The sequence below is a fragment of the Promicromonospora iranensis genome (assembly GCF_028994775.1).
GTDB lineage: Bacteria > Actinomycetota > Actinomycetes > Actinomycetales > Cellulomonadaceae > Promicromonospora > Promicromonospora iranensis_A.
Window position 1 is genome coordinate 305,650 of record NZ_JAJQMN010000008.1, and the last position, 23,824, is coordinate 329,473.

Consider the following 23,824-nt stretch of genomic DNA (forward strand, 5'->3'; position numbering starts at 1 on the left):
TTTCACGCACGCCGCTTGAAGTCCGCAAGCGCCCTGGCGAGCACCCGGTTGAAGGCCGCGGGGGCCTCCGTGTTGACGTCGTGCCCCGCACCGGGGATGACCACGAGCGACCCGTCGTGGGCCGCGGAGAGGTGTCGCTGCTCCTCGATGCGCATGGCGTCGCGGGCGCCGTTGACGAACCAGAGCGGGACCCGTGCGGCGCGTACGTTGGCGATCGAGGACCGCCCGGCGAGATGGGTCAGCGCGTCGGTCACGACGTCCCACGTGGGGCGGTACATCTCCGCGGTCTGGCGCGGCGCGATCTCGATCTGTCGCAGGTCGGAGCCGCCGGGGGCGCTCCGGAGCGGGCGGAGGGGGAGACGCACCGAGGGCACGGAGAGGCGCGCGCGGTGCACGCTCGGGTGCACGACTCGGCCCGTCAGCCGGCGGCCCAGGTAGGCGGCGTTCGCGATGCTCTTCGCGACGTCGCGGTAGAGCCGCACCGGCTTGCCCTTCGGGTCCGAGGTACAACCGGCCGCGAGTACACCCACCAGCCGGTCGGTGACCTCCGGCCGGGCGGCCCAGGCGAGCGAGGTGTAGCCGCCGAGGGACAGCCCCACCAGAGCCACCGGCCCGGACGGGAGGGTGGCGACCGCGTCGTCCAGCGCCTCGAAGGCGCCGTCCATGCTGAACCGGTCGTGGCGGCGCGCACCGTGCGCGGGCAGGTCTACCGCGACGGCCTCGTGGCCGGCAGCACGCACGTGCTCGATCTGGTTCTCCCAGATCGCGCCGGAGCTGCGCACGCCGTGCACGAAGACGACGCTCGTGCGGGCGTCCTGCGGGTTCTGGTTGCTGCTCGTCATCTCTTCGATGATGCGTGACCGGCCGGGGCAGGCGGCGTACGACGGCCGAACGGTCGGTGAACGTGCTGTGTGGGCTTGATGCTCCGCGGTTCGCAGCACCGCGGCCGGGCATCGTGCGGCGGCCCACCTGCCGTCGCGGACGACGGGGGGTGCCGCACCTCACGCCGTCCGCGACGCCGGGTGGGCCGGAGGATCTCTACCCTGGTGGAGTGATCGACCTCCACACGCACTCCACCGCGTCAGACGGCACGGACTCGCCAGCGCGGCTGGTCGAGGTCGCCGCACGCGCCGGTATCACCACGCTGGCCATCACCGACCACGACACGACCTCGGGCTGGCCCGAGGCGGCCGAGGCGGCGGGGCGGTTCCAGATCGGCCTGGTGCGCGGTGCCGAGATCTCGGCGATCGCCCGGACCACCGGCTGGGGCACCGGCGTGCACCTGCTCGCGTACCTGCACGACCCGACCCATCCTGACCTGCTCACCGAGACCGAGCGCACCCGTGACGACCGGACGTCCCGCGCCCGGCGCATGGTGGACCTCCTCGGCCAGGACTACCCGATCACGTGGGACGACCTGCTCGCCCAGACGAAGTCGGGCACGACGATCGGCCGCCCGCACATCGCGGACGCACTGGTGGCGGCAGGTGTCGTGCACGACCGCGACGAGGCGTTCGCCACGATGCTTCGCCCCGGCACGCGGTACTACGTGGGCCACTACGCGCCCGACGCCGTCGCCGCCGTCCGGGCGGTCCGCGCCGCCGGCGGGGTGCCGGTCTTCGCGCACCCGGGGGCGGATGCGCGCGGGCGGGTGGTCCCCGACTCGACCATCGAGGAGCTGGCCGCGGCAGGGCTCGCGGGGCTCGAGGTGGACCACCGCGACCACACCCCGGACGCGCGCCGCAGGCTGCGGGACATCGCCGAGTCGCTGGACCTGCTGGTCACGGGATCGAGCGACTTCCACGGCGCGGGCAAGCGGAACCTCATCGGTGAGAACACGACGGAGCCCGAGGTGCTCGAGGCGATCGCCGCGCAGGGAGCCCTCGAGGTGCTCCGGTGAGCTGGTTCGACGTCGCACTCTTCACCGAGGTGTTCGTCACGCTCTTCGTGATCATGGACCCGCCCGGCACCGTGCCGGTGTTCCTGGCGCTGACCTCCCGGATGACGGCGCACGACCGCAGACGCGCCGCGCGGACCGCGATCTTCGTCGCGTTCGGCGTGATCGTGGTGTTCGCCGTGTTCGGCCAGCTGCTGCTGGAGCACATGGGTATCTCGCTCGCGGCGCTCCAGGCGTCGGGCGGGCTGCTCCTGCTCCTCGTCGCGCTGGAACTGCTCATGGGCAAGATGGACGCCGGCGGGACCGACGCCGGCGGCTCGGCCAAGAACGTCGCCCTGGTGCCGCTGGCGACGCCGCTGCTTGCCGGGCCCGGCACGATCGTGGCCACCATGGTGTTCGTGCAGCAGGGCGTGCACGCCGGGGAGTCCCCGGTGGGGCACTACGCCTCGATCGGCATCGGCATCGTGGCGGTCTGCATCTGCACGTGGGCCGCCATGCGGTTCGCCGGGCTGGTGCACCGGGTGCTCAAGGACTCCGGCGTGACGCTGGTGACCCGGATCGCGGGTGTGCTGCTCGCGGCGATCGCGACCCAGATGATCGCCAACGGCGTCATCGAGTTCGTGCGCACGGTCTGACGCCGGGCGTCCGTCGGGGCGTCCGGCATCGTGCGGTCAGACCCGCCGCGATGTCAGACGTCGATCGTCTCCAGGGTCACCGAGACAGGCTTTTCCGGGACGAGACCCTCGGCCTGCCGCACCTTCTTCTTCATGGGCAGCACGTAGCCGCCGTCCTTGTCGCTCGGGAAGACGGATGTGGTCCAGGTGGTCTTCCCGACCGTCACCCGCACCCGGATCGAACCGAACCCGCGCGGGGGCAGCGGAAGGTCTGCCAGCTCGTCGGAATGGTCGGGTGGCACGGTCACGAACCACCAGGAGTCGGTACGCACCTGCCACTGCCACAGGGGAGCGGTGAACTCGATCTGCACGGGTAGCAACCTACGCCTCACCTCAGACATCGAGCCTGCCGAGACGACGTCTCGACAGGCTCGATCAGGGAACGCGCGGGTCAGCTCTCCGGCTGGCCGCCACGTGTGCGACGGCGGCTGCGGCTCCGGCGGCGGCGCTGGCCGCCGTCCTCGTCGCCGTCCGACGCCGGGCGCTCGTCCGAGGTGACGCTGTCGCTGCCGGCCACGGCGGCGTCGTCCGGCCGCGAGGTGGCACGCGGCTCGCTGTGCGAGCCGCCCTGCCGACCGCCGGAGCGCGGTGCACCGGAGCGCAGGCCGCCCGAGCGGGGTGCGCCGGAGCGTCCGCCGCCGGTGCGCGATCCGCTGTTGCGCTTGCCCGTCTCACCCAGGTCCTCGACGTCCTCGGCGTCCAGCCCTGCGAGGTGCTGCGCGGACCGCGGCAGACGGCCCTTCGTGCCCTCGGGGATGTTCAGGTCCGCGAACAGGTGCGGAGACGTGGAGTACGTCTCGACCGGCTCGGGGTACCCGATCTCGAGCGCCTTGTCGATGAGCGACCAACGCGGCACGTCGTCCCAGTCCACGAAGGTGACGGCGGTGCCCGTGTTGCCCGCGCGGCCGGTGCGGCCCACCCGGTGCAGGTAGATCCGCTCGTCCTCGGGGCACTGGTAGTTGACCACGTGCGTCACGTCGTCGACGTCGATGCCACGGGCGGCGACGTCGGTGGCGACGAGCACGTCGATCTTGCCGTTGCGGAACGCGCGCAGCGCCTGCTCGCGTGCGCCCTGGCCCAGGTCGCCGTGGATCGCGCCGGCCGCGAAGCCACGCGTCTGCAGCTCGTCCGCGACCTTGGCGGCCGTGCGCTTGGTGCGCGCGAACACGATGCTGCGGCCGCGGCCCTCGGACTGGAGCAGACGAGCCAGCACCTCGATCTTGTCCAGGGCGTGGGCCCGGTACACGACCTGCTTGATGTTCTTGACCGTCGCACCCTGGTCGTCCGGCTCGGCGGCCCGGATGTGCGTGGGCTGCTTCATGTAGCGGCGGGCCATGGAGACCACGGCGCCCGGCATGGTCGCGCTGAACAGCATCGTGTGCCGCTGCGCGGGGGTGCGGGCCAGGATCTTCTCGACGTCGGGCAGGAACCCGAGGTCGAGCATCTCGTCAGCCTCGTCGAGCACCACCGTCGCCGCACGGAGCAGCGTCAGGTGGCCCTGGTTGAGCAGGTCGATCATGCGGCCGGGCGTACCCACCACGACGTCGACGCCGGTCTTCATGGCCTCGATCTGCGGCTCGTAGGCACGGCCACCGTAGACCTGGACGATCCGGACGTTGCGCTTGGAGGACGCCGTGCTCAGGTCGTTCGCGACCTGCACCGCGAGCTCGCGGGTCGGGACCACGACGACGGCCTGCGGCTTGCCGGGAGCGACGAGGTCGTCGTAGCCGGGCTCGCCGGGCGCGACGACGCGGTGCAGCAGCGGGACGCCGAAGCCGAGCGTCTTGCCGGTACCGGTCTTGGCCTGGCCGATGATGTCGTGGCCGCTCATCGCGACCGGAAGGGTCATCGCCTGGATCGGGAACGGGTGGGTGATGCCCGAGTCCTTCAGCGCCTCGACGATCTCCGGGCGGACACCGAAGTCCGCGAAGGTCACGTTCTGCGCCTGGATGGCGGACGGGCTGGAATAGTCGGGGCCCGAACCGGTCGTCGGCTCGGGACTTGTCTCGATGACCGCGTCTGCGGCCGGGGTGTCTGTGGTAGTCACTGGCGCCTTCATCTCTCGCGGCGCGGTGGGCCCTCATGGCCCGGCGATCGCGCCTTCGTGCGGCAGCCGATCGTGAAAATCATCGCGCGCCGGGATTGACCCAGGCTGCGCGTCCTGTCGGGGCGGCCTCAGGGGTGAGACCGGAGCACAGGCTCGGGGGTCGGAACGTGACGACCGGGCAACCGATGTACGGCATTCATGGTACGCGCACGATGTTTCCGTGTGGTGAGCGAAACACGTTCAACTGCCCCGTTAGTAATGAACGCCACGTGGCGGACGGCGCGTGCGGGTGTGCCGTCCGCCACATGGCGCGGGGTACAACTCGCTCAGACCGCGCCGAAGCCGACCTTGCGCTGCTCCTCGGAACCGATCTCGACGTAGCCGATCGCGGCGCCGGGGACGATCACTTGGCGGCCACGCGAGTCGGTGAGCTCGAGGGTGCCACCGGTCAGGGCCTTCTTGACGGCAGTCGCGACGGCCTCCGCGCTCTCTTCCGTCTCGACCACGACCTCGCGCGGCAGGTTCTGCACACCGATGGTGACGTCCACGTTTACTCCAGTTCGGTCGGGGATTGCGCCGTGCGCCCGGTGGTCCGGGGGCCCGGCCTGACGATCCTAGTCACGCGGCGGCGCCGTCGGCCCGCGGTTTCGCCGTGAGCCGACACGAGAGGCGGCACATGTCTCCGCGGACCGGGGCGGACCGGGCGGGCCGGGCGGGTCGGGCGGGCCGGCCCCCCTGTGGACAGGGGTCATGGGCGGATGGTCGCGTGCGTGGCACCATGGTCGGCGTGAGCAGACCGTCCTCCCCCCGGCGCGCCGGCAGTCACGCCCGTGGAGGCGCGCCCGCAGGCCTCCTGTCCGAGGGGGTGGCCGCGGGCCGTTCCGCGGCGCGGAAGGTCAAGCGGCGTGCTGCGCAGGACCCCCGGCGCGCGATGGTCGCCCTCGGCCTGTGCCTCACCGTGGGCCTCGGCAGCGGCATGGCGGCCACCATGAGCACGGAGCCGGACGCGTCCGCGGCCGCGGTGGCCGGGGTCGTCGAGGACAGCCTGGGCGCGGAGGCGGCCGCGGCGGTGCGGAACGTGTACGAGGCGGCCAGGTCCGGCGAGCGGACATCGCCCCCCACGACGACGACGTCGCCGGATGCGGCCGCGGAGGCCGGTGCTGCTTCGGGGACCGGGGCCGGCGTGGGCACCGCGGGGGAGGATCTGCCCGAGCCGCCGGCGTCCGACCTGCGCGAGCCCTTGTCCGCGGCTCCGGACGACGGGCCGGTTCCGGAGAAGTCGACGCCGCCCCCGCCGGGTCCGAGTCCCAGCGCGAGCCCTGGCCCGACGGCGGAGCCGGGCTCCGGCCTGATCGGTACGAGGATCGCCGTCGAGGAGAAGCTGTCCGGCAAGCTCGTCGTGGCCAGCGGGTCCCGTCCCGCGCCCACGGAGGGAAAGGTCTGGCGGGTCCAGATCGCCGTCGAGAAGGGTCTGCCGGTGGATCCGGAGATCTTCGCCGAGTCCGTGCTGGCCACCCTGAACGACCCGCGCGGCTGGAACGCCGCCGACGGTTCCACCTTCGCCTGGACCGACTCCGACCGCTACGACGCGCGCGTGGTGCTCGCGAGCCCCGGCACCACCGACCGGCTCTGCCTCCCGCTGGACACGATCGGTGAGCTCTCGTGCGGCATCGAGGAGACCGCGGTGCTCAACTTCAAGCGCTGGGCCACGGGCTCCCAGGCGTGGGAGAACACCGAGCGGTACCGGCAGTACCTCGTGAACCACGAGGTGGGGCACGTGATCGGGTACCACCACGACCTGTGCGCCGGCGAGGGCGAGCACGCGACGGTGATGGTGCAGCAGACCACCACCACGAGCGGCTGCATCCCCGAGCCCTGGCCGGTGCCCGACGCGCCGGCTCCCGCCGCGGAGTGAGTGTCCTTCCACAGGACGAAACGGGCATTGGCGACGGCCCCGCGCGGGGCGTCGGGGAGTGTCAGTGGCTCGTGGTTCGATCGTTCGCGTGACACCGACCCTCGCCCTCGCACCTCGGCTGACGCCACCCGGGCACCGTTCCGACGCTGCCGTCTCCGTGCCGCTCGACGACACCCAGGCGGCTGCCGTCGAGGCTGCTCTGAGCCACCGGGCGACGCTGGTCCTCGGGGCGCCCGGCTCGGGCAAGACGACCGTCACCTGCGAGGTCGCCGTTCGGGCGCTCGACGCCGGCCTGCGGCCGGAGCGCGTGCTGGTCCTCGCGTCGTCCCGCCGGGCCGCGGCGCGGCTACGGGACGAGGTGGCGGCGCAGGCGGGGCGCACGGTCGGTGCGCCGATGGTGCGCACGGCCTCGTCGGCCGCGTTCGCCGTGCTCCACAAGCGCGCCGCGGCGCTCGAGCAGCCGACGCCCACCCTGGTCTCGGGCCCGGAGCAGGACCTGGTGCTCGCCGAGCTGCTCGCCGGTCACGTAGCCGGCGAGGGTCGGCCGCTCGCACTGCCGCCCGGCCTGCCCGAGGAGTCGCTCGGCCTGCGCGGACTCCGCCAGGAGCTGCGTGACCTGCTCATGCGTGCCGCCGAGCGGGGCCTTGGCCCGGTCGAGCTCGACGAGATGGGGCGCGCGAACAACCGCCCCGAGTGGGTCATGGCCGCGCAGATCTACGAGGAGTACCTCGACACGATGGCGCTGCGGCTCGCCACGCCGGACGCCGGGCCGCGCTACGACCCCGCGGTGGTCATCGACGAGGCCGCCGAGTCGCTGCGTTCCTGGGAGGACGAGGTGCCGGGCGTGCCCCGGCCCACGTGGGACCTGGTGGTGGTGGACGACTACCAGGAGGCCACCGCCGCCACCGTCCGGCTCCTGCGCGTGCTGCACGACGACGGTGCGCGCCTGGTCCTGCTCTCGGACCCGGACTCCGCCGTCCAGACCTTCCGTGGTGCCGCACCCGGGCTCACGGGCCGGGCCGCGGCGCCGGCGGGACCCGGTCGCGCCTTCGGCGCGTTCGACGCCGAGACGGTGGTGCTGGGCACGGTCTGGCGGCAGCCGCCTGAGCTGCGTGCGGTCACCCGCGCGGTGACGAACCGGATCCCGGTGTCGGCGAGCGCGCTGCACCGACGCGCGACGGCTTACACGCCTGAGCATGCCGTAGGTACGCCTGCCCTCGACGCACCGGCCGAGGCTCCGGAGACGGGGACGACGGCGAGCACTGGCGGCACGGAGCCGCCCGCGGAGCCCGCGTCGTCCGTCCAGGTGGCCGTGCTCTCGGGCGCGGCCCAGGAGGCGGCCTGGATCGCCCGCGAGCTGCGGGCCGAGCACCTGCTGCGTGGCACGCCGTGGGAGCGGATGGCGGTGATCGCCCGCAGCGGTACACGGCTGGCGGCGCTGCGGCGCGAGCTGGTGTCGGCGTCGGTGCCTGTCGCGCTGCTCGGGTCGGACCTGCCGCTGCGCGACGAGCCCGCCGTGGCGCCGCTGCTGGCGGCCGTGAAGACCTGTGCGGGCGCGCCGCGCGGAAGCCTGGAGGCACTGATCGCCGAGGAGCTCGACGGCGGCGAGCCGGTGCTCGACCCCGAGACGGCGGCGCTGCTGCTCATCTCGCCGATCGGCGGTCTCGACGCCGTGGCGCTCCGCCGGCTGCGGCGCGCGCTGCGGTCGGAGGAGCTGGCGGCCGGCGGAGGCCGCACGTCGGACGCGCTGCTGGTCGAGGTGCTGGCCGACCCGGCACGTGCGGCCCTGCTGCCGACACAGGTGCGGCGCGGGCCGCTCGCCGTGGCCCGGGTCCTCGCCGCAGGGCGAGAGGCCGCGGGGGAGCCCGGCGCCACGGCGCAGACGGTGCTCTGGGCGGTGTGGGCGGCTACCGGTCTGGCGGAGCGGTGGAGCGCCGCCGCCCTCAGCGGTGGTCCGGCCGGGCTGCGAGCGGACCGGGACCTCGACTCCGTGCTCGCCCTCTTCCGCGCGGCGGAGACGTTCGTGGACCGCATGCCGGGCGCCCCGGTCGCTGCGTTCGTCGACTACCTGGCGTCGCAGGACCTCCCGGCGGACTCGCTGGCGGCATCGGCCCAGGGCGCGGGCGCTGTGGAGGCGCTCACGCCTCCGGGCGCCGCGGGGCGCGAGTGGGACGTGGTGGTCGTGGCTGGTGTGCAGGACGGCGTCTGGCCCGACCTGCGCCTGCGTGACTCCCTGCTCGGCTCGCAGGCGCTCGTCGAGCTCATCGCCGGCCGTTCGGAGGACGGGCGGGTCGTCGGCGCGGAGGCTCGCCGCCAGGTCCTCACCGACGAGCTGCGTGCTTTCGCGGTGGCGGTCTCCCGTGCCCGACGGCGCCTCCTCGTCACCGCCGTGGAGGACACGGAGGAGGCCCCCAGCGTGTTCTGCGACCTCGTGTCGCCACGGGACGACGGCGGTGACGGACCGGACCCCCGGCGCGTTCCGGTCGGTCCGCCGCTCGACCTGCGCGGCGTGGTGGCAGCTGCCCGCTCGGAGCTGGTGCGTGCGGCCGCGCTGTCGACGCCGGGCAACCAGCCTGCTGCCGCGCTCCTCGCGGACCTCTCGGCAGCCGGTGTCGCCGAGGCGGACCCGAGCACCTGGTACGGCGTCGCCGGGCTGTCGAGCGAGGTCCCGCTGTGGGGTGCGCAGGACACCGTCACGGTGTCGCCGTCGAAGGTCGAGACGGTGACCACGTGTGCGCTGCGCTGGGCGTTCGAGGCCGCGGGCGGTACCAAGCCGGATGCCACGCACCAGACCCTGGGCACGCTGCTGCACTCGATAGCGCAGAGTTATCCCAAGGGTTCGCTGACCGAGCTGAAGAAGGAGCTGGACCGGCGCTGGCCGGAGCTCGCGCTGCCCGAGGGATGGCCGTCGCTGCAGCTCCGCAAGCGTGCTGAGCGGATGGTCGAGCGGCTCGCCGACTACGTGGCGGACTCGGGGGAGCCGCTGCTCGTCGAGGCCGACTTCGACCTGCAGGTGGGTCGTGCCCGGCTGCGGGGCCAGGTCGACCGCGTCGAGGACGCGGGCGAGGGCAGCGTGACCGTGGCCGACCTCAAGACCGGCAAGTCGGCGGCGAGCAAGGACAAGGCGGCGGAGAACCCACAGCTCGGCGCGTACCAGCTCGCCGTGGAGGAGGGCGCGCTCGATCTGCCGGAGGGCACGGTCAGCAAGGGCGCGAGCCTCGTCTACGTCGGCACCGAGACGGTGTCGGCGAGCGTCCGGAACCAGCCCGCCCTGGTCCCGGACGAGGACGGCAACAGCTGGGCGCGCGACACGGTCGTGGGCGCCGCGGACACGATGGCCGCGGCGCAGTTCGCGGCGAAGAACAACGACCTGTGCGAGGTGTGTGCCGTGCGGCGCTCCTGCCCGCTGCAGCCCGAAGGACGGAAGGTGGTCGAGTGACCAGGCCCGAGCCGGACATCCGGCTGTCCGCGCGTGCGATCGCCCGGCTGCTCGGCCGCCACGAGCCCACGGACGAGCAGGTCCGTGTCATCGAGTCGCCCTTGGAGCCCGCGCTCGTCGTCGCGGGCGCCGGCTCCGGCAAGACCGAGACCATGGCCGCGCGCGTCGTATGGCTCATCGCCAACAAGCTGGTCCAGCCCGAGCAGGTGCTCGGCCTGACCTTCACGCGCAAGGCCGCCGGCGAGCTCACCCAGCGTGTGCAGACTCGCCTGGCCCAGCTCAACCGGGCACTGGGCGAGGAGTCGGGCGAGGCGCTGGCCGGTCTGGACCTCGACCGGCCCACCGTCGCCACCTACAACGCCTACGCCGCCTCCCTGGTCGCCGACCACGGCCTGCGCCTCGGCGTCGAGCCGAGCGCCCGTCTGCTCGGCCAGGCGGAGCAGTGGCAGCTCGCCTCCCAGGTCGTGGAGTCCTGGGACGAGGACCTCGGCACCGACAAGGCGGTCAGCACCGTCACCGGCGCCGTCGTGGCCCTCTCCGGCGCGCTGGGTGAGCACCTCGTCGACCCCGCCGACGCCCGTGACCGCCTGACCGAGATGGCCGAGCACCTCGAGTCCATCCCGCTCGGACCGAAGCAGAAGAAGCGCACCAAGGACGTCGACAAGCTCATCAGCTCGGTCGCCGAGCGAGCCCGGTTCGTGGACCTCGTCGTCGAGTACCGGCGTCGCAAGCGCATCGCCGAGGCACTCGACTTCGGCGACCAGGTGGCCTTCGCCGCCCAGCTCGCCCGCGAGGTGCCCCTCGTGGGCGCCGCCGAGCGCGCACGGTTCGAGGTGGTGCTCCTCGACGAGTACCAGGACACGTCCTACGCCCAGGTCGAGCTGCTGACCGGCCTGTTCGGCGGCGGCCACCCCGTGACCGCCGTCGGCGACCCGCACCAGTCCATCTACGGCTGGCGCGGGGCCTCCGCGGCAGGCCTCGCCCGCTTCCCCGGCCGCTTCCAGCGTGACGACGGCGCCCCCGCCGCCGTGCACTACCTCTCGACGTCGTGGCGCAACGACGCCGCGGTGCTCACCGCCGCCAACATCGTGTCGGGCCCGCTGCGCTCGCGGACCGGTGCGGGCACGAACGTCGAGGTGCCGCCGCTGGACCTGCGTCCAGGAGCCGGCGAGGGCGTGGTGGCGGCGCACGTCGCCGCGACGCTGGAGGAGGAGGCCGAGGCTGTCGCCGAGTGGGTGGCGGCACGCTGGCGCTCCGGCGCGCACCCGGACGGCCGCTCCACCGCCGCCGTCCTCTGCCGCGCCCGAGCACAGTTCCCCATCCTCGAGGTTGCGCTGCGCCGCCGCGGCCTCCCGGTCGAGGTGGTCGGCCTGGGCGGCCTGCTGTCCACGCCCGAGGTGGTCGACGTCGTCGCGCTGCTCCAGGCCGCGCACGACCCGTCGCGTGGTGACTCGCTGCTTCGCCTGCTCACCGGCCCGCGCCTCAACCTCGGGGCCTCCGACCTGCATGCGCTGGGTTCGTGGGCGGCGGACCTGGCGCGGCTGGACGACCCTCGCCGGGCCGCGGCGGCCGCCGCTCCCGTGGACGCCGCGGACGGCTTCGACGGCGAAGCGGTCGACGACCCCCGTGTCGTCGAGGGCGATGTCTCGGACCACCGGTCGATCGTCGACGCGCTCGACGACCTTCCGCCGGTGGGAAAGCCTGCACGTGACGGCCGGGTGCTGTCCGAGGACGCGCACCTGCGTCTGACGGCCCTGGCCCGGCTGCTGCGGGACCTGCGGGGCCTCACGTATCTCTCCCTGCCCGAGCTGGTGGTCCAGGCCGAACGCGCACTCGGGCTCGACGTAGAGGCTGCCACGGCGGCCGCTCTGACGAGCGCCGGCGTCGGGGGTGCGGTGAGCGACCGGGGGCGGGAGCACCTCGACGCGTTCCGGGACGTGGCGGCGTCGTTCGCCCAGTCGTCGGACACGGCGACGCTCGGTGCGTTCCTCGCCTGGCTCGGTGTGGCGGGGGAGAAGGAGCGCGGCCTCGACATGCCGGTGCACGAGCCCGACCCGGACGCCGTCCAGGTGATCACCGCGCACGCCGCCAAGGGTCTGGAGTGGGACGCGGTGGCCGTGGCCGGCCTCGCCGACGGTGCCTTCCCCACGTGGGACCGCGGCTCGCGGTCGGGGGAGTCGTCGTCCGGCTGGCTGTCCGACCTCGGTGAGCTGCCCTATCACCTGCGCGGCGATGCCGACGACCTGCCGGACTTCGCCTGGGAACGGGCCTCTGACACCAAGGACCTCATCGCGCTGCGTGACGAGTTCAAGTACGAGTGCGGCGAGCACCGCCTCGCCGAGGAACGTCGGCTGGCATACGTCGCGTTCACGCGTGCCCGGCGCGAGCTCTTCCTCACCGCGTCCTGGTGGGGCACGGCGAGCCGCCCGCGCGGCCTCTCGCCGTTCCTCGCCGAACTGGCCGACGCCGGTCTGGTCGCCACCGACCTCTGGGCACCCATGCCGGCCCCGGATGCCGAGAACCCGCGCAACGCCGAGGAGCTGACGGCGGTCTGGCCCGCACCGGACAGTGGCCGCGACCAGGCCGGCACCGGGCAGGACGCCGCCGGCGGGCAGCTCCTGACCGCGCGCGACGTCCTGCGCGCCACGGCCGGACTCGTGGACGAGGCGGCCGAGGAGCGCCTGGTCGCGCTCGCCGCCATGCGCCTCCCGGCTGATGCGCTCACCGCACCGCGGGGTGCGGTCACCGATGCCGCCGGCCATGACCTGGTCGACCTCGCCCGCATGCTCCTTGCGGAGCGCGACCGGCACGCGGACCGGGAGGTCGCGTTCCCGGCCCACGTGTCAGCGTCCGGCCTGGTGCGGCTCGCCGCGGACCGAGGGGCGTTCGCCCTGCAGCTCCGCCGTCCGGTGCCGGTGCAGCCGACCGTGCACGCTCGCCGAGGCACCCGGTTCCACGAGTGGGTCGAGCAGTTCTTCACGTCGGCCACGCTGCTCGACGTCGACGACCTGCCCAGCGCCGAGGACGACGACCTCCCCGAGGACACCGACCTCGACAAGCTGCGCGACACGTTCCTGGGTTCGGAGTGGTCGGCTCGTACGCCCATCGCGGTGGAGGCCGACGTCGAGACGCCGGTGGCCGGGGTCATGCTGCGCTGCCGCATGGACGCCGTCTTCCGGGACCCGGCCGTCGGTCCGGACGCCGTGGTGGTCGTGGACTGGAAGACGGGGCGCGAGCCGCTCGACGCCGCGGCCCGGACCGCCCGCGAGGTGCAGCTCGCCGTGTACCGGCTGGCGTGGTCCCGCTGGACGGGCCTGCCGCTGGACCAGGTGAGCGCCGCGTTCTACTACGTGGGCTCGGACACCACGGTCCGGCCGGAGCGCCTGCTCGACGAGGCGGAGCTGGAGGCGCTCATCCGGGGCGAGCAGGTCGGATCGGACGGTCGGTAGAACGTCAGGTGATCCAGTTCGGAATGCCGATCACCTGACCTTCTGCCGACCGACCGCTACGCCCCTTCTTCGAGCGTCGCCTCGTCCAGGTCCCGCAGCATCGACGTGGCGTCCTCGACGACCTCGGGCAACCGGTGCCGCACACCGTGCAGCAGCCACCGCGCGAGCGCCAGCTCGCCCACGAGCATCGCGCGCTCCGCGAGCCGTGAGTCGCTCAGCTCCGTGCGCCGCAGCTGGTACGCCTCCATGATCGAGTCGACGGCTTCGAGCGGGGCCGCCGCGATGAGCCAGGCGAGGTCGTCGGCAGGGTCCGCGACGCGGGCCTCCGACCAGCCGGAGATCGCGACGACGCGCTGCCGGTCCACGAGCAGCTGGTCGGGCGCCAGGTCACCGTGCGCGACGACCGGCTTGAACTTCCAGAGGGACACGTCCTCGAGCGCCGTCTCCCAGCGCCGTAGCAGTGTGGGCGGGATCCGCCCGGTCTTCGCGGCCTCGTCCACCTCGGTGAGGCGACGCTCGCGGTACTCGGACGCCGTGTAGCTGGGCAGGCCGCAGGTCTCGACCACCGAGGTCGGCAGCTCGTGGATGGCAGCGATGGCGCGGCCGAGGTCGGCGGCGAGCCCGGGGCCCGGCTCCAGCGACTCGACGTCGAGGTTGCTGCCGATGATCCGCCGGTGCACCACCGCCCGGCCACCCTCCGGCAGCAGCGCGTAGCCCGCCACCTGCGGCACCACGAACGGGAGCACGCCGGTGTCGATGTACAGCCGGAGGGCGTCCAGCAGCTCGATCTCGGCCTCCAGAGCCGCGCCGGCCACCGTGGTGCGCGGCGCGCGCACCACCCACTCCTGGTCGTCCTGTCCCGTGACGACGGCGACGTCGTAGTCGCCCGAGACGTCGCCGACGCGGACCGACTGGGCGTCGAGACCGGGCACGGCTGCAGTCGAGAGGGCGGCGAGAGCGAGGGGCGAGCGGGACACGTGCTCACCGTATTGCAGTGTCCGCGGTGCCATGGCACAGGGCGAAGGTGTGTCCCCGCTCCCGCACGGCCCGGAGAGGCGCGTGACGCCGCCGAGGGGGTGCACCGGCGACGCCACGCGTCATCTCTTGATCAGGCTCTTCTGGCGGGACCCGGCAGCACTACGCACGTGCCGTCTTACGCGGCCGAGCGCACGCGAGGGCGTGGCTCACACCGACGGTGAGGAGCAGACCACCCGCCCACCACACGCCGAGCACGAGCAGTCCCGGACTGAGCGTGGACTCGATCACCAGCGCCACACCGACGGCGGCCAGGACGATGCCGGCCCACGACTTCCCGAGAGCGATCAGCACACCGAGCAGGAGGAACGCGACGGTGTAGAGCACGACCTCGACCGTCACGTCCCAGCTGCCGGCGAGCCCGCCGACCAGGGCCAACGATGCGGGCAGAGCCGTGAGTACGCCGGCGGTGATGCGCCAGCCGGCCGCCGGCCGACCGTTGCGGGCGATGACCGGCACGATGAGCGCCGCCCACGTGAGCATGGCGCTGGGGAGGAAGAAGTAGAGGTCGTACATGTTCTCGAAGACGGCGAAGCTCACCACCGTCAGTACGATCGCCGCCGCCATGGTGGCGATCCTGCGGGCCCGCGCCGGCACGAGGATCGGCAGCACTGCGATCAGCGCGGGGACGAGGTGAAGCAGCACGATCTCGAAGCCCGGCTCGTCGAACTCGTCGCCGCGGGTGTCAGGCAACAGGTACGTCACGAACATCGCGGTGAAGACCGCGACACCGGTCGCGAGCCACTGCAGGATGCGCCACATGCGGTCGGTCCGGCCGGGCTCGTGGCCCAGTTCGGCGCGTACCCGTTCGGTGAACGTCGCGGGGTCGCCGAGGCCCTCGGCGGCCTGCTCCGGGGAGCGGCCCGCGTCCGCGGCCTCCGCGAAGTGGGCCCGGACGTCGTCGAGCACCGCGTCACGCTGTTCGGGGGTGAGCGCCTTCAGGCGCTTGCCGGCGTCGCGGAGGTAGGCCCTTTCGATGCTCGCGTTCATCTCGGTCTCCTCAGGCATGGTGGTCCCCTCGTTCATCGTGGTCTTCTCTGTCGTCGTGGTTTCCTCAGTCATCGCGATCCCTCCAGCAGGGCGTTGACCTCTGCGGCGAGCGACGTCCAGACCTGTGCGAAGGCCTTGAGCTGGTCGGTGCCGTCGTCGGTGATGGCGTAGTAGCGGCGAGGGCGTCCGGTGCCGGACGCGTCCCATCGGGGCTCGACGAGCCCGTTCTCGCGCATGCGGGCCAGCAGCGGGTACAGGCTGCCCTCGCTCGCGATGAGCCCGCGCGTGGTGAGGTCGTCGGCCAGCTCGAGGCCGTACTTCTCGCCGTGGGAGAGCAGCGCGAGCACGCAGTACTCGAGCACTCCCTTGCGGAGGTTCGTTGCGATGCGCTCTTCGGTCATGACGGGAACCGTAACCTTGCGTAGCAAGACTTGCAATACAAGTCTTGCTAGGCAAGGTCCATGCTCGCCGCGCCGGTGTGCCGTCCGCACGGCCGGGATTCGGGGGCGGGAGCCGGCGGCTAGGGTCAGTCCTGTGCCAGATCTCGACCTCCCGTTCGCCCGTGCCGCCCACTACCGCGCCGCGCACCGCCGCGCCGAGCCCGGCCTCGTCGGCGACCTCCTCAAGGAGCACGGCACCAAGGTGCTGGTGGTGCGCGGCAACCGGGCGGCGATCGCCCGACAGCGCGTCGCGCTCCTCCCGCCCGACGACGTCGCGCACCTCGGCGTCGGCCTCCACCTCTTCCTCGGGGAGGCCGAGGGGGTCGCGTACCTCGCCGCGGTCCTGGCTGACGCCGACGCCGAGCCCGACCTCGACGTCGAGTGGGCGGGCCTGCGCAACTTCGACGAGCCGGACCTGGAGCAAGGGCTCGTCGTCGAGGCCATCGCCCTGGCCCAGTGGCACGCCGTCAACACCCACTGCCCGCGGTGCGGCACGCGGACCGAGGTGACGCAGGGTGGCTGGGTGCGACACTGCCCGACCGACGGCACGAACCAGTTCCCCCGGACGGATCCCGCGGTGATCATGGCGATCACCGACGTCGACGACCGCTTGCTCCTGGCCCGCGGCCCGCAGTGGGGGCCGGGTCGCCGGTCGGTGCTCGCCGGCTTCGTGGAGCCGGGTGAAGGGCTCGAGCAGGCGGTGGTGCGCGAGACGATGGAGGAGGTCGCGGTCGTCGTCGACCCCGACTCGATCGAGTACCGCGGCAGCCAGTCCTGGCCGCTGCCGGCGTCGCTCATGCTCGGCTTCCGTGCCCGCGCGACCAGCACGCGCCTCGTGCGTCAGGAGGACGAGATCGCCGAGGCCGACTGGTTCACGCGCGAGGAGATGGCCGCGGCTGTCGCCGACGGCCACCTGGGTCTGCCCGGGCGGGCCTCGATCGCCCGCTCCCTGATCGAGGACTGGTACGGCGCCCGCATCGAGGACTGAGCTGGCAACGACTGGAAGCTGATGGTCGGCAGAACGTCAGATGGTCGGCACCTCGAACCGCCGACTACCTGACGTTCTGCCGACCACCCAGCCCGGCCCAGCCCCGGTCAGTTCGCCAGGGCTAGGCGGACGTCCGCCAGGCTGGGGTTGGTCGCCGCCGAGCCGTCGGGGTAGATCACCGTGGGGACCGTCTGGTTGCCGCCGTTGACCTGCTCGACGTAGGCCGCCGCTTCCGGGTGCTGCTCGATGTCGATGACCGTGTAGCCGATGCCCTCCGAGTCGAGCTGCGTACGCAGCCGACGGCAGTACCCGCACCAGGTGGTCGAGTACATGAGGACCGTGCCGTCCGCGGGAAGGGGCGGGCCGGCCGGCGTGGTCGTCTCGGACATCAGTACTCCTTGTCAGTGGGTGCTGCGAGAATCGCAGACGATGCTCACCCAGACCAACTCCGCCGCCGGTTCGAATCATCCTGGACCGATGAGCCCCGACGCGATCCTGAACGCCCTCGACCCCGAGCAGCGTGAGGTGGCCCTCGCGCTCACCGGCCCGGTCATGGTGCTCGCGGGTGCGGGCACGGGTAAGACCCGCGCCATCACCCACCGCATCGCGTACGGGGTCCGCATCGGCGTGTACCAGCCGACCAGCGTGCTGGCCGTGACGTTCACGGCCCGCGCGGCGGGAGAGATGCGCACCCGCCTGCGTGAGCTCGGCGTGCAGGGGGTGCAGGCCCGCACGTTCCACTCCGCGGCGCTGCGCCAGCTCGGCTACTTCTGGCCCCGCGTCGTGGGTGGCGCTCCGCCCCGGTTGCAGGAGCACAAGGCGCCGGTCATCGCGGAGGCGGCACGCCGGCTCGGTCTCAGCGTGGACCGTGTGGCCGTCCGCGACCTGAGCAGCGAGGTGGAGTGGGCAAAGGTCTCGCTCATCGCGGCGGACGACTACGAGAAGGCGCTGGAGGTGACCGGCCGCGAGTCGCCGTCGGGCTACGACCCCCAGACGGTGTCGCGCCTCATCACCGCCTACGAGGACGTGAAGACAGAGCGCGAGGTCATCGACTTCGAGGATGTGCTCCTCATGCTCGGCGACATGCTGAACAGCCACAAGATCGTGGCGGACGAGGTGCGCTCGCAGTACCGGCGGTTCGTCGTGGACGAGTACCAGGACGTCTCGCCGCTCCAGCAGTTCCTGCTGGACCAGTGGCTCGGGGGCCGCAAGGAGCTCTGCGTGGTGGGCGACCCGTCGCAGACCATCTACTCCTTCACCGGCGCCTCGCCGCGCCACCTCCTGGAGTTCCGGCGTACCTACCCGGACGCGCAGGAGATCCGCCTCGTGCGGGACTACCGCTCGACGCCGCAGGTGGTGAACCTCGCCAACCAGGTGCTCAAGCGTGCGGGTCGCGGCGGCGGCGCGCAGCAGGCGCTCGAGCTCGTCGCGCAGCGCAAGCCCGGCCCGCCGGTCGGCTTCGTGGCGTACGACGACGACGAGGCCGAGGCGAAGGGCATCGCCACCCGGGCGGCCCGGCTGATCCAGTCGGGTGTGCGTCCGAGCGAGATCGCGGTGCTGTACCGCACGAACTCGCAGTCGGAGGCCTTCGAGGCCGCGTTCGCCGACGCCGGGGTGGGCTACCTCGTGCGCGGCGGCCAGCGGTTCTTCCAGCGCAAGGAGGTGCGCGACGCGCTGCTGCTGCTACGTGGCGCCGCCCGCTCGGCCGACCCGGCGCTGCCCATGCCGGACCAGGTGCGCGACATCCTCGCCGCCGCGGGTTGGGCCGACCAGCCGCCCGCCGCACGCGGCGCCGCGCGGGAACGGTGGGACGCGATGCAGGCCCTCGTCTCGCTCGCCGACGACCTGGCCGCTGCCGCGACCCAGGAGAGCCCCGCGACCGTCGCGGCGCTCGTCGCCGAGCTCGACGAGCGCGCCGCTGCGCAGCACGCACCCACGGTCGAGGGCGTCACGCTCGCCTCGCTGCATGCGGCGAAGGGCCTGGAATGGGACGCCGTCTTCCTCGCCGGCATGAGCGAGGGGCTGATGCCCATCTCGCTGGCGGAGACCGACGACGCGGTCCACGAGGAACGCCGGCTGCTGTACGTCGGGATCACTCGCGCCCGCGAGCATCTGGAGCTCTCGTACGGGCGTGCGCGGAACCCGGGCGGGCGCGCCACGCGCAAGCGCACCCGGTTCCTCGACGGGCTGTGGCCCGACGATCCGCGCTCACCCAGGAGCCGGAGCGTGCCGAAGGGGCAGGCCCGGGCTCACCTGACGGGCGAGCACGACGTCGCGTTGTTCGACGCCCTGCGCGACTGGCGCCTCGAGGTGGCGCGAGAGACGGACAAGCCTGCGTACACGGTGCTCACCGACGCGACACTGGCGGCCATCGCGGAGATCCGACCTTCGGCCATATCCGAACTCGCTCGCGTGGACGGGATAGGACCCGCGAAGATCGACAGGTACGGGGCCACGATCCTCGCGATCGTGGCGAGTGCACCGGGCGCGTCGCGTTCCTGAGCTGGTCTGTCAGGTGGTCCGGTGAGGGAACTTTCGAGTGGCTCGGGGGTCCCGGGACGGCTGCCCAGCCGGCCGTTTCGGGACCGGCGAAAAACTTCTCAAGAAAGTTTGGAAAAAGAGTTGGCTCGCCCCGGCGGCCCGGCATAGTGTTCACATGTCCCTGACGGCAGTGGGCGAGACCTTAAGGTCTGGCCCGGATTCGAGTGAGGAGGTGGGTGTCTTGGAGATGAACCAGATTTCGCAGGCAGATCTGCAGGTGTGCGCGTACGTGCTCGGCAACGAGCAGGTCCCGGCAACCGGCGCAGCTCTGTCTTTCCGCGTGCGCACTCACCGCGGAGGCAGCAAGCCGTCCGCTCTCGCACCCGACTCCGCATCTCCAGGAGACTCGCCGGTCTAACGACCGAGTCATCCAGGCCGCGGAGTCCATCTAGGACCCGCGGCCTTCATTCTTGCCCGGAGACCCGGCCCCCACAGGGCCGGCCGGCAGGGATCTAGCCCGGGGTCCTGTTCCCCCAGACGTTCACCGACGACGTTCATCCATACAGGACACAGGAGACAACCGTGCGCCTCACTGCGCTCCTCGACACTCTTCCCCAGGGCGGCTCGGGCCCCTGGGACCCGCCTCAACACCCCGCCACGAGCGGGACCGGTTCGGACTCGGCGGAGTTCAACCGGCTGATGGACACACTGCTGCCGTGCCGTACCAACGACCCGGAGCTGTGGTTCGCCGAGCACAGCACCCAGGTGGAGCAGGCCAAGGCCCTGTGCCGCACCTGCCCCCTGATGCAGGGCTGCCTCGCCGGCGCTCTCGAGCGCAACGAGCCCTGGGGTGTCTGGGGCGGCGAGGTCTTCGTCGACGGCGCCGTCGTCGCTCGTAAGCGTGGCCGTGGCCGGCCGCGCAAGTCGGAGAACGTCGCCGCTGCCTGATCCGCCGTGCGGGGTGCGGGCTGTCCGTCGGGCCGATCGGCCTCGAACGACGAACAGCCCGCACCCGACGGGGTATCAGACGTCAGGCCGGCAGGACCACGCACCCGCAGCGCGGGTGCGGCTCCGCCGGCCGGGCGCGGGGGAGCCCCGCCGGGAGCGAGATCTCCAGGCACGCACCGACCGCCGCGGGCCGGTGCCCGTCCAGCTGGGCGAGCACCTGGCCCGCGGCTGTCGCCGCTGCGACGGCGGCGAGCGTCGCCTCGTGCGTCGGCTCCGCCACCTTGCGCAGCTGGGTGGCCAGCGCCGGCCACTCCCGGTCGGCGTCGGCGTGGGCCAGGTCCACGCACGTCACGCACGCCGACCGGCCGGGCCGAACGAACGGCCCCACCACCACGTCCGCCTCCCGCACCACCACCGGCAGGTGCGGCACACCGAGGCCGAGCAGGCGCCGGTATCGAGCCGGGTGCGCGGCATGCGGCTCGGTGACCACGACGACGTCCAGGTCTGTCGCGTCGAGCCCCGCCCCACCCGCCCTGCTGCTGTCCACCCGCACCGTCACACGCGGGGCGCGTTCGGCCAGCAGGGACCGGACGGCGTCGTCCCGCGCCTGCCCGACGTCGACCGCCCGCAGGCCGCCCAGCCCGACGTCGGTGACCTGTACCGGCAGCGGGTCGTGCAGCAGCAGCCCGCCGACGCCCGCGGTCGCCAGGTGCAGCGCGACCGCCGTGCCCAGCCGCCCGAGACCGACGACACCGACCACCCGCCGCGCGCGGTCGGCGAGGGTGGCGAGCCCCGCGCCGTCGGGCCGCAGCATGCCGAGCACCGTCGCGTCGGCCGCGCCGTCGGCCGGGGCCGTGACCACGCCGACCGTACCCGGCACGGGGACGAGCACTCCCGCCCGGACCAGGGCGGTCATGATCTCGTCGCGCCGTTCCGCGGGAACGCCGCAGCGCGCCGCCGACTGCTCGACCGTCACGTGCCGCCTCTCGGCGATCTCCTCGAGCCACGTCTCCTCGGCCGGGGTGAGCCCCGACAGCACGAACGACCAGCGCGGGTCGGAACCGCACTGCACCTGGCCGCCGCCGCGGCTGAGCACCGGTGTGCCGGGCCGCAGCCGGAGCAGAGGAGGGGAATTCATGCGGACAACCATGCCCGACGGCGGTGCGCGCCTCCGGCCCTCGTCCACAGTTCCAGAGGTATATCCAAAGCAGGTCGGGGACTGGAAGTTCCCGTGTGCGCCCAGAGCCAAATGGACGGCGCAGATCTTGCGGACCCGGTTACGGTGACTCTATGAGCGACCAGCACCAGCCCGGCGATAACCCCCAGTCGTGGGAAGACATGCTGCGCTCCATGCTCGGCGACGGCGCAGACGAAGTGATGGCCGAGATGCGCGAGCGTGGCATCGACCCGACCGCCCTCGGCGGACCGCCCGACCCGGTGATGATGCAGTACGCGCTCGCCCAGGTGCAGAAGATGCTCTCGGCCGAGGGCACCGGACCGGTCAACGCCGACGTCGCGCACGACGTGGCGCGGCAGGTCGCCGTGAGCAAGGGCGACCCGTCGCTGACGGGAAAGCAGGCCAAGGAGGCCATCGACGCGCTGGCCGTGGCCGAGCTCTGGCTCGACGCCGTCACCGACCTCCCGCCCGCCGGTGGGACGCGGCGCGCCTGGAACCGGTCCGAGTGGGTCGAGGCCACGCTCCCGGTGTGGAACGAGCTGGCGGCTCCCGTCGCCTCCTCCGTCTCGGAGGCGCTGGCGACGGTGCTGCGTGACCAGCTCCCGGAGGGCATCGACGATGGTGAGGCCATTCCGGGGATGCCCGCCGGCGTGCTGCACGGGCTGGGCGGTGCGCTCGACCCGGCCCAGATGATGCGCCGGCTCGGCTCCGCGGTGTTCGGCATGCAGGTCGGCCAGGCCGCCGGAACGCTCTCGCACGAGGTGTTCGGCGCCACCGACGTCGGCCTGCCGCTGCTCGACAGCTCCGACACCGTGCTGCTGCCCACCAACGTGGCCGCGTTCGCAGAAGGGCTGGACGCCCCGCTCGAGGAGGTCCGGCAGTTCCTCGCGGTCCGTGAGGCCGCGCATGCGCGCCTGTTCACCCATGTCCCGTGGCTCCGGTCGCACCTGTTGTCGATCGTGGAGCGCTACGCGCGCGGCATCACCATCGACCTCGACGCGCTCGAGTCCCAGGTCCGCGACATCGACCTCGCCGACTCCGACGCGCTGCGCAGCGCTCTGTCCGGTGGGGTGTTCGGGCTGCAGAACACGGACGAGCAGAAGTCGGTGCTGCTGAACCTGGAGACCACCCTCGCCCTCGTGGAGGGCTGGGTCGACGAGGTCAGCGCCATGGCCGCCCTGCCGCACCTGCCGCACGCCATCCCGCTGCGCGAGATGATCCGACGTCGGCGCGCCGCGGGCGGACCGGCCGAGCAGACGTTCTCGACGCTGGTCGGGCTGGAGCTGCGCCCGCGCCGGTCGCGCGACGCGGCGACCCTGTTCTCGATAGTGGCCCGCGCCCAGGGACCGGAGGGGCGCGACGCCGTGTGGGACCACCCCGACCTGCTGCCGGGTACCCGGGACCTCGACGACCCGTCGGGCTACCTGGTGCGCCGCGAGGCGGCGGAGAACGAGCACGCCGACGTCGACGCGGCGCTCAAGGAGATCTTCGGCGAGGACCCGCTCATCGGCGAGACCTCGACCGGGGACAGCGCCGTCCAGGACGGTCCTGCCGAGGACGCCCCGACAGAGGACTCACCGGTCGAGGACGCCCCGACCGAGGACGGTTCAGGCAAGGACAACCCGTCCGAGGATCCGAAGTAGTTCTCGGACGCCGCGACCGCCGACGTCAGTCGTCGTCTCCGTCGTCCGAGGTGATCTGACCCGGGTCGTCCTGGGCGAACGACGCGCCCTCGAGGAAGCCGCGCGCCCGGTCGGTCTTGGGGTAGACCTCGAGGATCCGCCAGAACTCCGGGCCGTGGCCCGCGTGCAGCAGGTGCGCCAGCTCGTGCAGCAGCACGTAGTCGAGCACCCAGGACGGCATGCCCTGGACGCGGGTCGAGATGCGGATGGAGCCGTCGAGGAGCGTGCACGAGCCCCAGCGACGGCCCTGGTTCGACGACCAGCGCACGCTGGACGGCCTGGCCCTGCCGTCGAGGTACTTGGCGGAGAGCTCCCCGGCGCGGTCCATGAGCTCCTGGTCGGACGGGCGGCGGCGCCGCTCCTTGTCCTCGAGCCGCGCGACCATCTTCGCCACCCACTCTCGTTCCTGAGCCCGAGAGAAGCGCGCAGGAATGGCGACGATGGTTCGTCCACCGTCGCGATATGCGCTCACCGTGGCGGTGCGACGGCGGCTCCGGCGCACCTCCACGGACGTCAGGGCGTCGTGGGCCACGGCACGACCGTAGCGTGTTATCGGCGTGACGTGGGGTATAACACACCGTTCAAGTGGAAAATCTTTGCACGACGGCGTAGTGGTTGGCGTGGCGCGATCAGGTGCCCGCGTCGCCGTCGGGCAACATTCA

19 protein-coding genes are annotated in these 23,824 nt (G+C 72.7%); 9 read left to right on the plus strand and 10 right to left on the minus strand.

From position 1 onward, the window contains the following. Window positions 1–2: 2 nt before the first annotated feature. Window positions 3–842: an alpha/beta fold hydrolase gene (locus LUU90_RS17105; protein ID WP_275004821.1), complete on the minus strand. Its 840-nt coding sequence runs from the start codon at window positions 840–842 to the stop codon at window positions 3–5. Window positions 843–1,051: 209 nt separating this feature from the next. On the opposite strand from LUU90_RS17105, the gene LUU90_RS17110 reads away from it, so the two are divergent. Further along, window positions 1,052–1,900, plus strand: coding sequence for a PHP domain-containing protein (locus tag LUU90_RS17110; protein WP_275004822.1), 849 nt, complete (start codon window positions 1,052–1,054; stop codon window positions 1,898–1,900). Continuing rightward, window positions 1,897–2,532, plus strand: coding sequence for a MarC family protein (locus LUU90_RS17115; protein WP_275004823.1), 636 nt, complete (start codon window positions 1,897–1,899; stop codon window positions 2,530–2,532). The genes LUU90_RS17110 and LUU90_RS17115 overlap by 4 nt, the downstream gene beginning before the upstream one ends. A 53-nt stretch (window positions 2,533–2,585) precedes the next feature. Here the strand turns inward: LUU90_RS17115 and LUU90_RS17120 are convergent, their stop codons facing one another. The 3 genes from LUU90_RS17120 to LUU90_RS17130 all read right to left on the minus strand — a co-directional run bounded on the left by LUU90_RS17120 (window position 2,586) and on the right by LUU90_RS17130 (window position 5,166). Then, the gene (locus LUU90_RS17120; protein ID WP_275004825.1) at window positions 2,586–2,882 is read right to left on the minus strand and encodes a DUF1905 domain-containing protein; all 297 of its coding nucleotides are present in this window, start codon (window positions 2,880–2,882) and stop codon (window positions 2,586–2,588) included. An 80-nt stretch (window positions 2,883–2,962) separates the two neighbouring features. Further along, the gene (locus LUU90_RS17125) at window positions 2,963–4,630 is read right to left on the minus strand and encodes a DEAD/DEAH box helicase (protein WP_425596249.1); all 1,668 of its coding nucleotides are present in this window, start codon (window positions 4,628–4,630) and stop codon (window positions 2,963–2,965) included. Between the two features lie 314 nt (window positions 4,631–4,944). Next, complete coding sequence (locus tag LUU90_RS17130; protein WP_275004826.1) at window positions 4,945–5,166, minus strand: DUF3107 domain-containing protein; 222 nt, start codon at window positions 5,164–5,166, stop codon at window positions 4,945–4,947. A 239-nt stretch (window positions 5,167–5,405) separates the two neighbouring features. Between LUU90_RS17130 and LUU90_RS17135 the strand changes: the two genes are divergently transcribed. From LUU90_RS17135 to LUU90_RS17145, 3 genes are all read left to right on the plus strand, one after another. Continuing rightward, window positions 5,406–6,533, plus strand: a complete 1,128-nt coding sequence (locus LUU90_RS17135; protein ID WP_275004827.1) for a DUF3152 domain-containing protein — start codon at window positions 5,406–5,408, stop codon at window positions 6,531–6,533. Window positions 6,534–6,621: 88 nt separating this feature from the next. Then, complete coding sequence (locus LUU90_RS17140) at window positions 6,622–9,972, plus strand: ATP-dependent helicase (protein WP_275004828.1); 3,351 nt, start codon at window positions 6,622–6,624, stop codon at window positions 9,970–9,972. Then, window positions 9,969–13,421 (plus strand): ATP-dependent DNA helicase, encoded by a 3,453-nt coding sequence (locus LUU90_RS17145; RefSeq protein WP_275004830.1) that lies wholly within the window; start codon window positions 9,969–9,971, stop codon window positions 13,419–13,421. The genes LUU90_RS17140 and LUU90_RS17145 overlap by 4 nt, the downstream gene beginning before the upstream one ends. A gap of 56 nt (window positions 13,422–13,477) precedes the next feature. Here the strand turns inward: LUU90_RS17145 and LUU90_RS17150 are convergent, their stop codons facing one another. The 3 genes from LUU90_RS17150 to LUU90_RS17160 form a co-directional block, all read right to left on the minus strand. Then, entirely contained in the window at window positions 13,478–14,398 is a 921-nt protein-coding gene (locus LUU90_RS17150; protein WP_275004831.1) for a macrolide 2'-phosphotransferase, read from the minus strand. A 160-nt stretch (window positions 14,399–14,558) separates the two neighbouring features. Beyond that, entirely contained in the window at window positions 14,559–15,518 is a 960-nt protein-coding gene (locus LUU90_RS17155) for an HAAS signaling domain-containing protein (protein ID WP_275004832.1), read from the minus strand. Further along, window positions 15,515–15,847, minus strand: a complete 333-nt coding sequence (locus LUU90_RS17160) for a PadR family transcriptional regulator (protein ID WP_275004833.1) — start codon at window positions 15,845–15,847, stop codon at window positions 15,515–15,517. The genes LUU90_RS17155 and LUU90_RS17160 overlap by 4 nt, the downstream gene beginning before the upstream one ends. A gap of 133 nt (window positions 15,848–15,980) precedes the next feature. Here LUU90_RS17160 and nudC point away from each other — a divergent pair, with 133 nt between their 5' ends. After that, a complete protein-coding gene (nudC, locus tag LUU90_RS17165) occupies window positions 15,981–16,874 on the plus strand; it encodes an NAD(+) diphosphatase (protein ID WP_275004835.1) in 894 nt (297 codons plus the stop codon). A gap of 107 nt (window positions 16,875–16,981) precedes the next feature. Here the strand turns inward: nudC and LUU90_RS17170 are convergent, their stop codons facing one another. After that, window positions 16,982–17,263 carry a mycoredoxin gene (locus LUU90_RS17170; RefSeq protein WP_275004836.1) on the minus strand — a complete coding sequence of 94 codons (282 nt, stop codon included), beginning with the start codon at window positions 17,261–17,263 and terminating at the stop codon, window positions 16,982–16,984. Between the two features lie 88 nt (window positions 17,264–17,351). Between LUU90_RS17170 and LUU90_RS17175 the strand changes: the two genes are divergently transcribed. Beyond that, on the plus strand, window positions 17,352–19,376 hold the full coding sequence (locus LUU90_RS17175; RefSeq protein ID WP_275004837.1) for an ATP-dependent helicase: 2,025 nt from the start codon (window positions 17,352–17,354) through the stop codon (window positions 19,374–19,376). Between the two features lie 561 nt (window positions 19,377–19,937). Further along, window positions 19,938–20,303, plus strand: coding sequence for a WhiB family transcriptional regulator (locus tag LUU90_RS17180; RefSeq protein ID WP_274993364.1), 366 nt, complete (start codon window positions 19,938–19,940; stop codon window positions 20,301–20,303). An 82-nt stretch (window positions 20,304–20,385) separates the two neighbouring features. On the opposite strand, the gene LUU90_RS17185 is transcribed toward LUU90_RS17180, so the two are convergent. Then, window positions 20,386–21,441, minus strand: a complete 1,056-nt coding sequence (locus LUU90_RS17185) for a ThiF family adenylyltransferase (protein ID WP_275004838.1) — start codon at window positions 21,439–21,441, stop codon at window positions 20,386–20,388. Between the two features lie 152 nt (window positions 21,442–21,593). On the opposite strand from LUU90_RS17185, the gene LUU90_RS17190 reads away from it, so the two are divergent. Further along, window positions 21,594–23,123: a zinc-dependent metalloprotease gene (locus tag LUU90_RS17190; RefSeq protein WP_275004839.1), complete on the plus strand. Its 1,530-nt coding sequence runs from the start codon at window positions 21,594–21,596 to the stop codon at window positions 23,121–23,123. 25 nt (window positions 23,124–23,148) lie between these two features. Here the strand turns inward: LUU90_RS17190 and LUU90_RS17195 are convergent, their stop codons facing one another. Next, a complete protein-coding gene (locus tag LUU90_RS17195; protein ID WP_275004841.1) occupies window positions 23,149–23,694 on the minus strand; it encodes a SprT-like domain-containing protein in 546 nt (181 codons plus the stop codon). Window positions 23,695–23,824 lie beyond the last annotated feature (130 nt).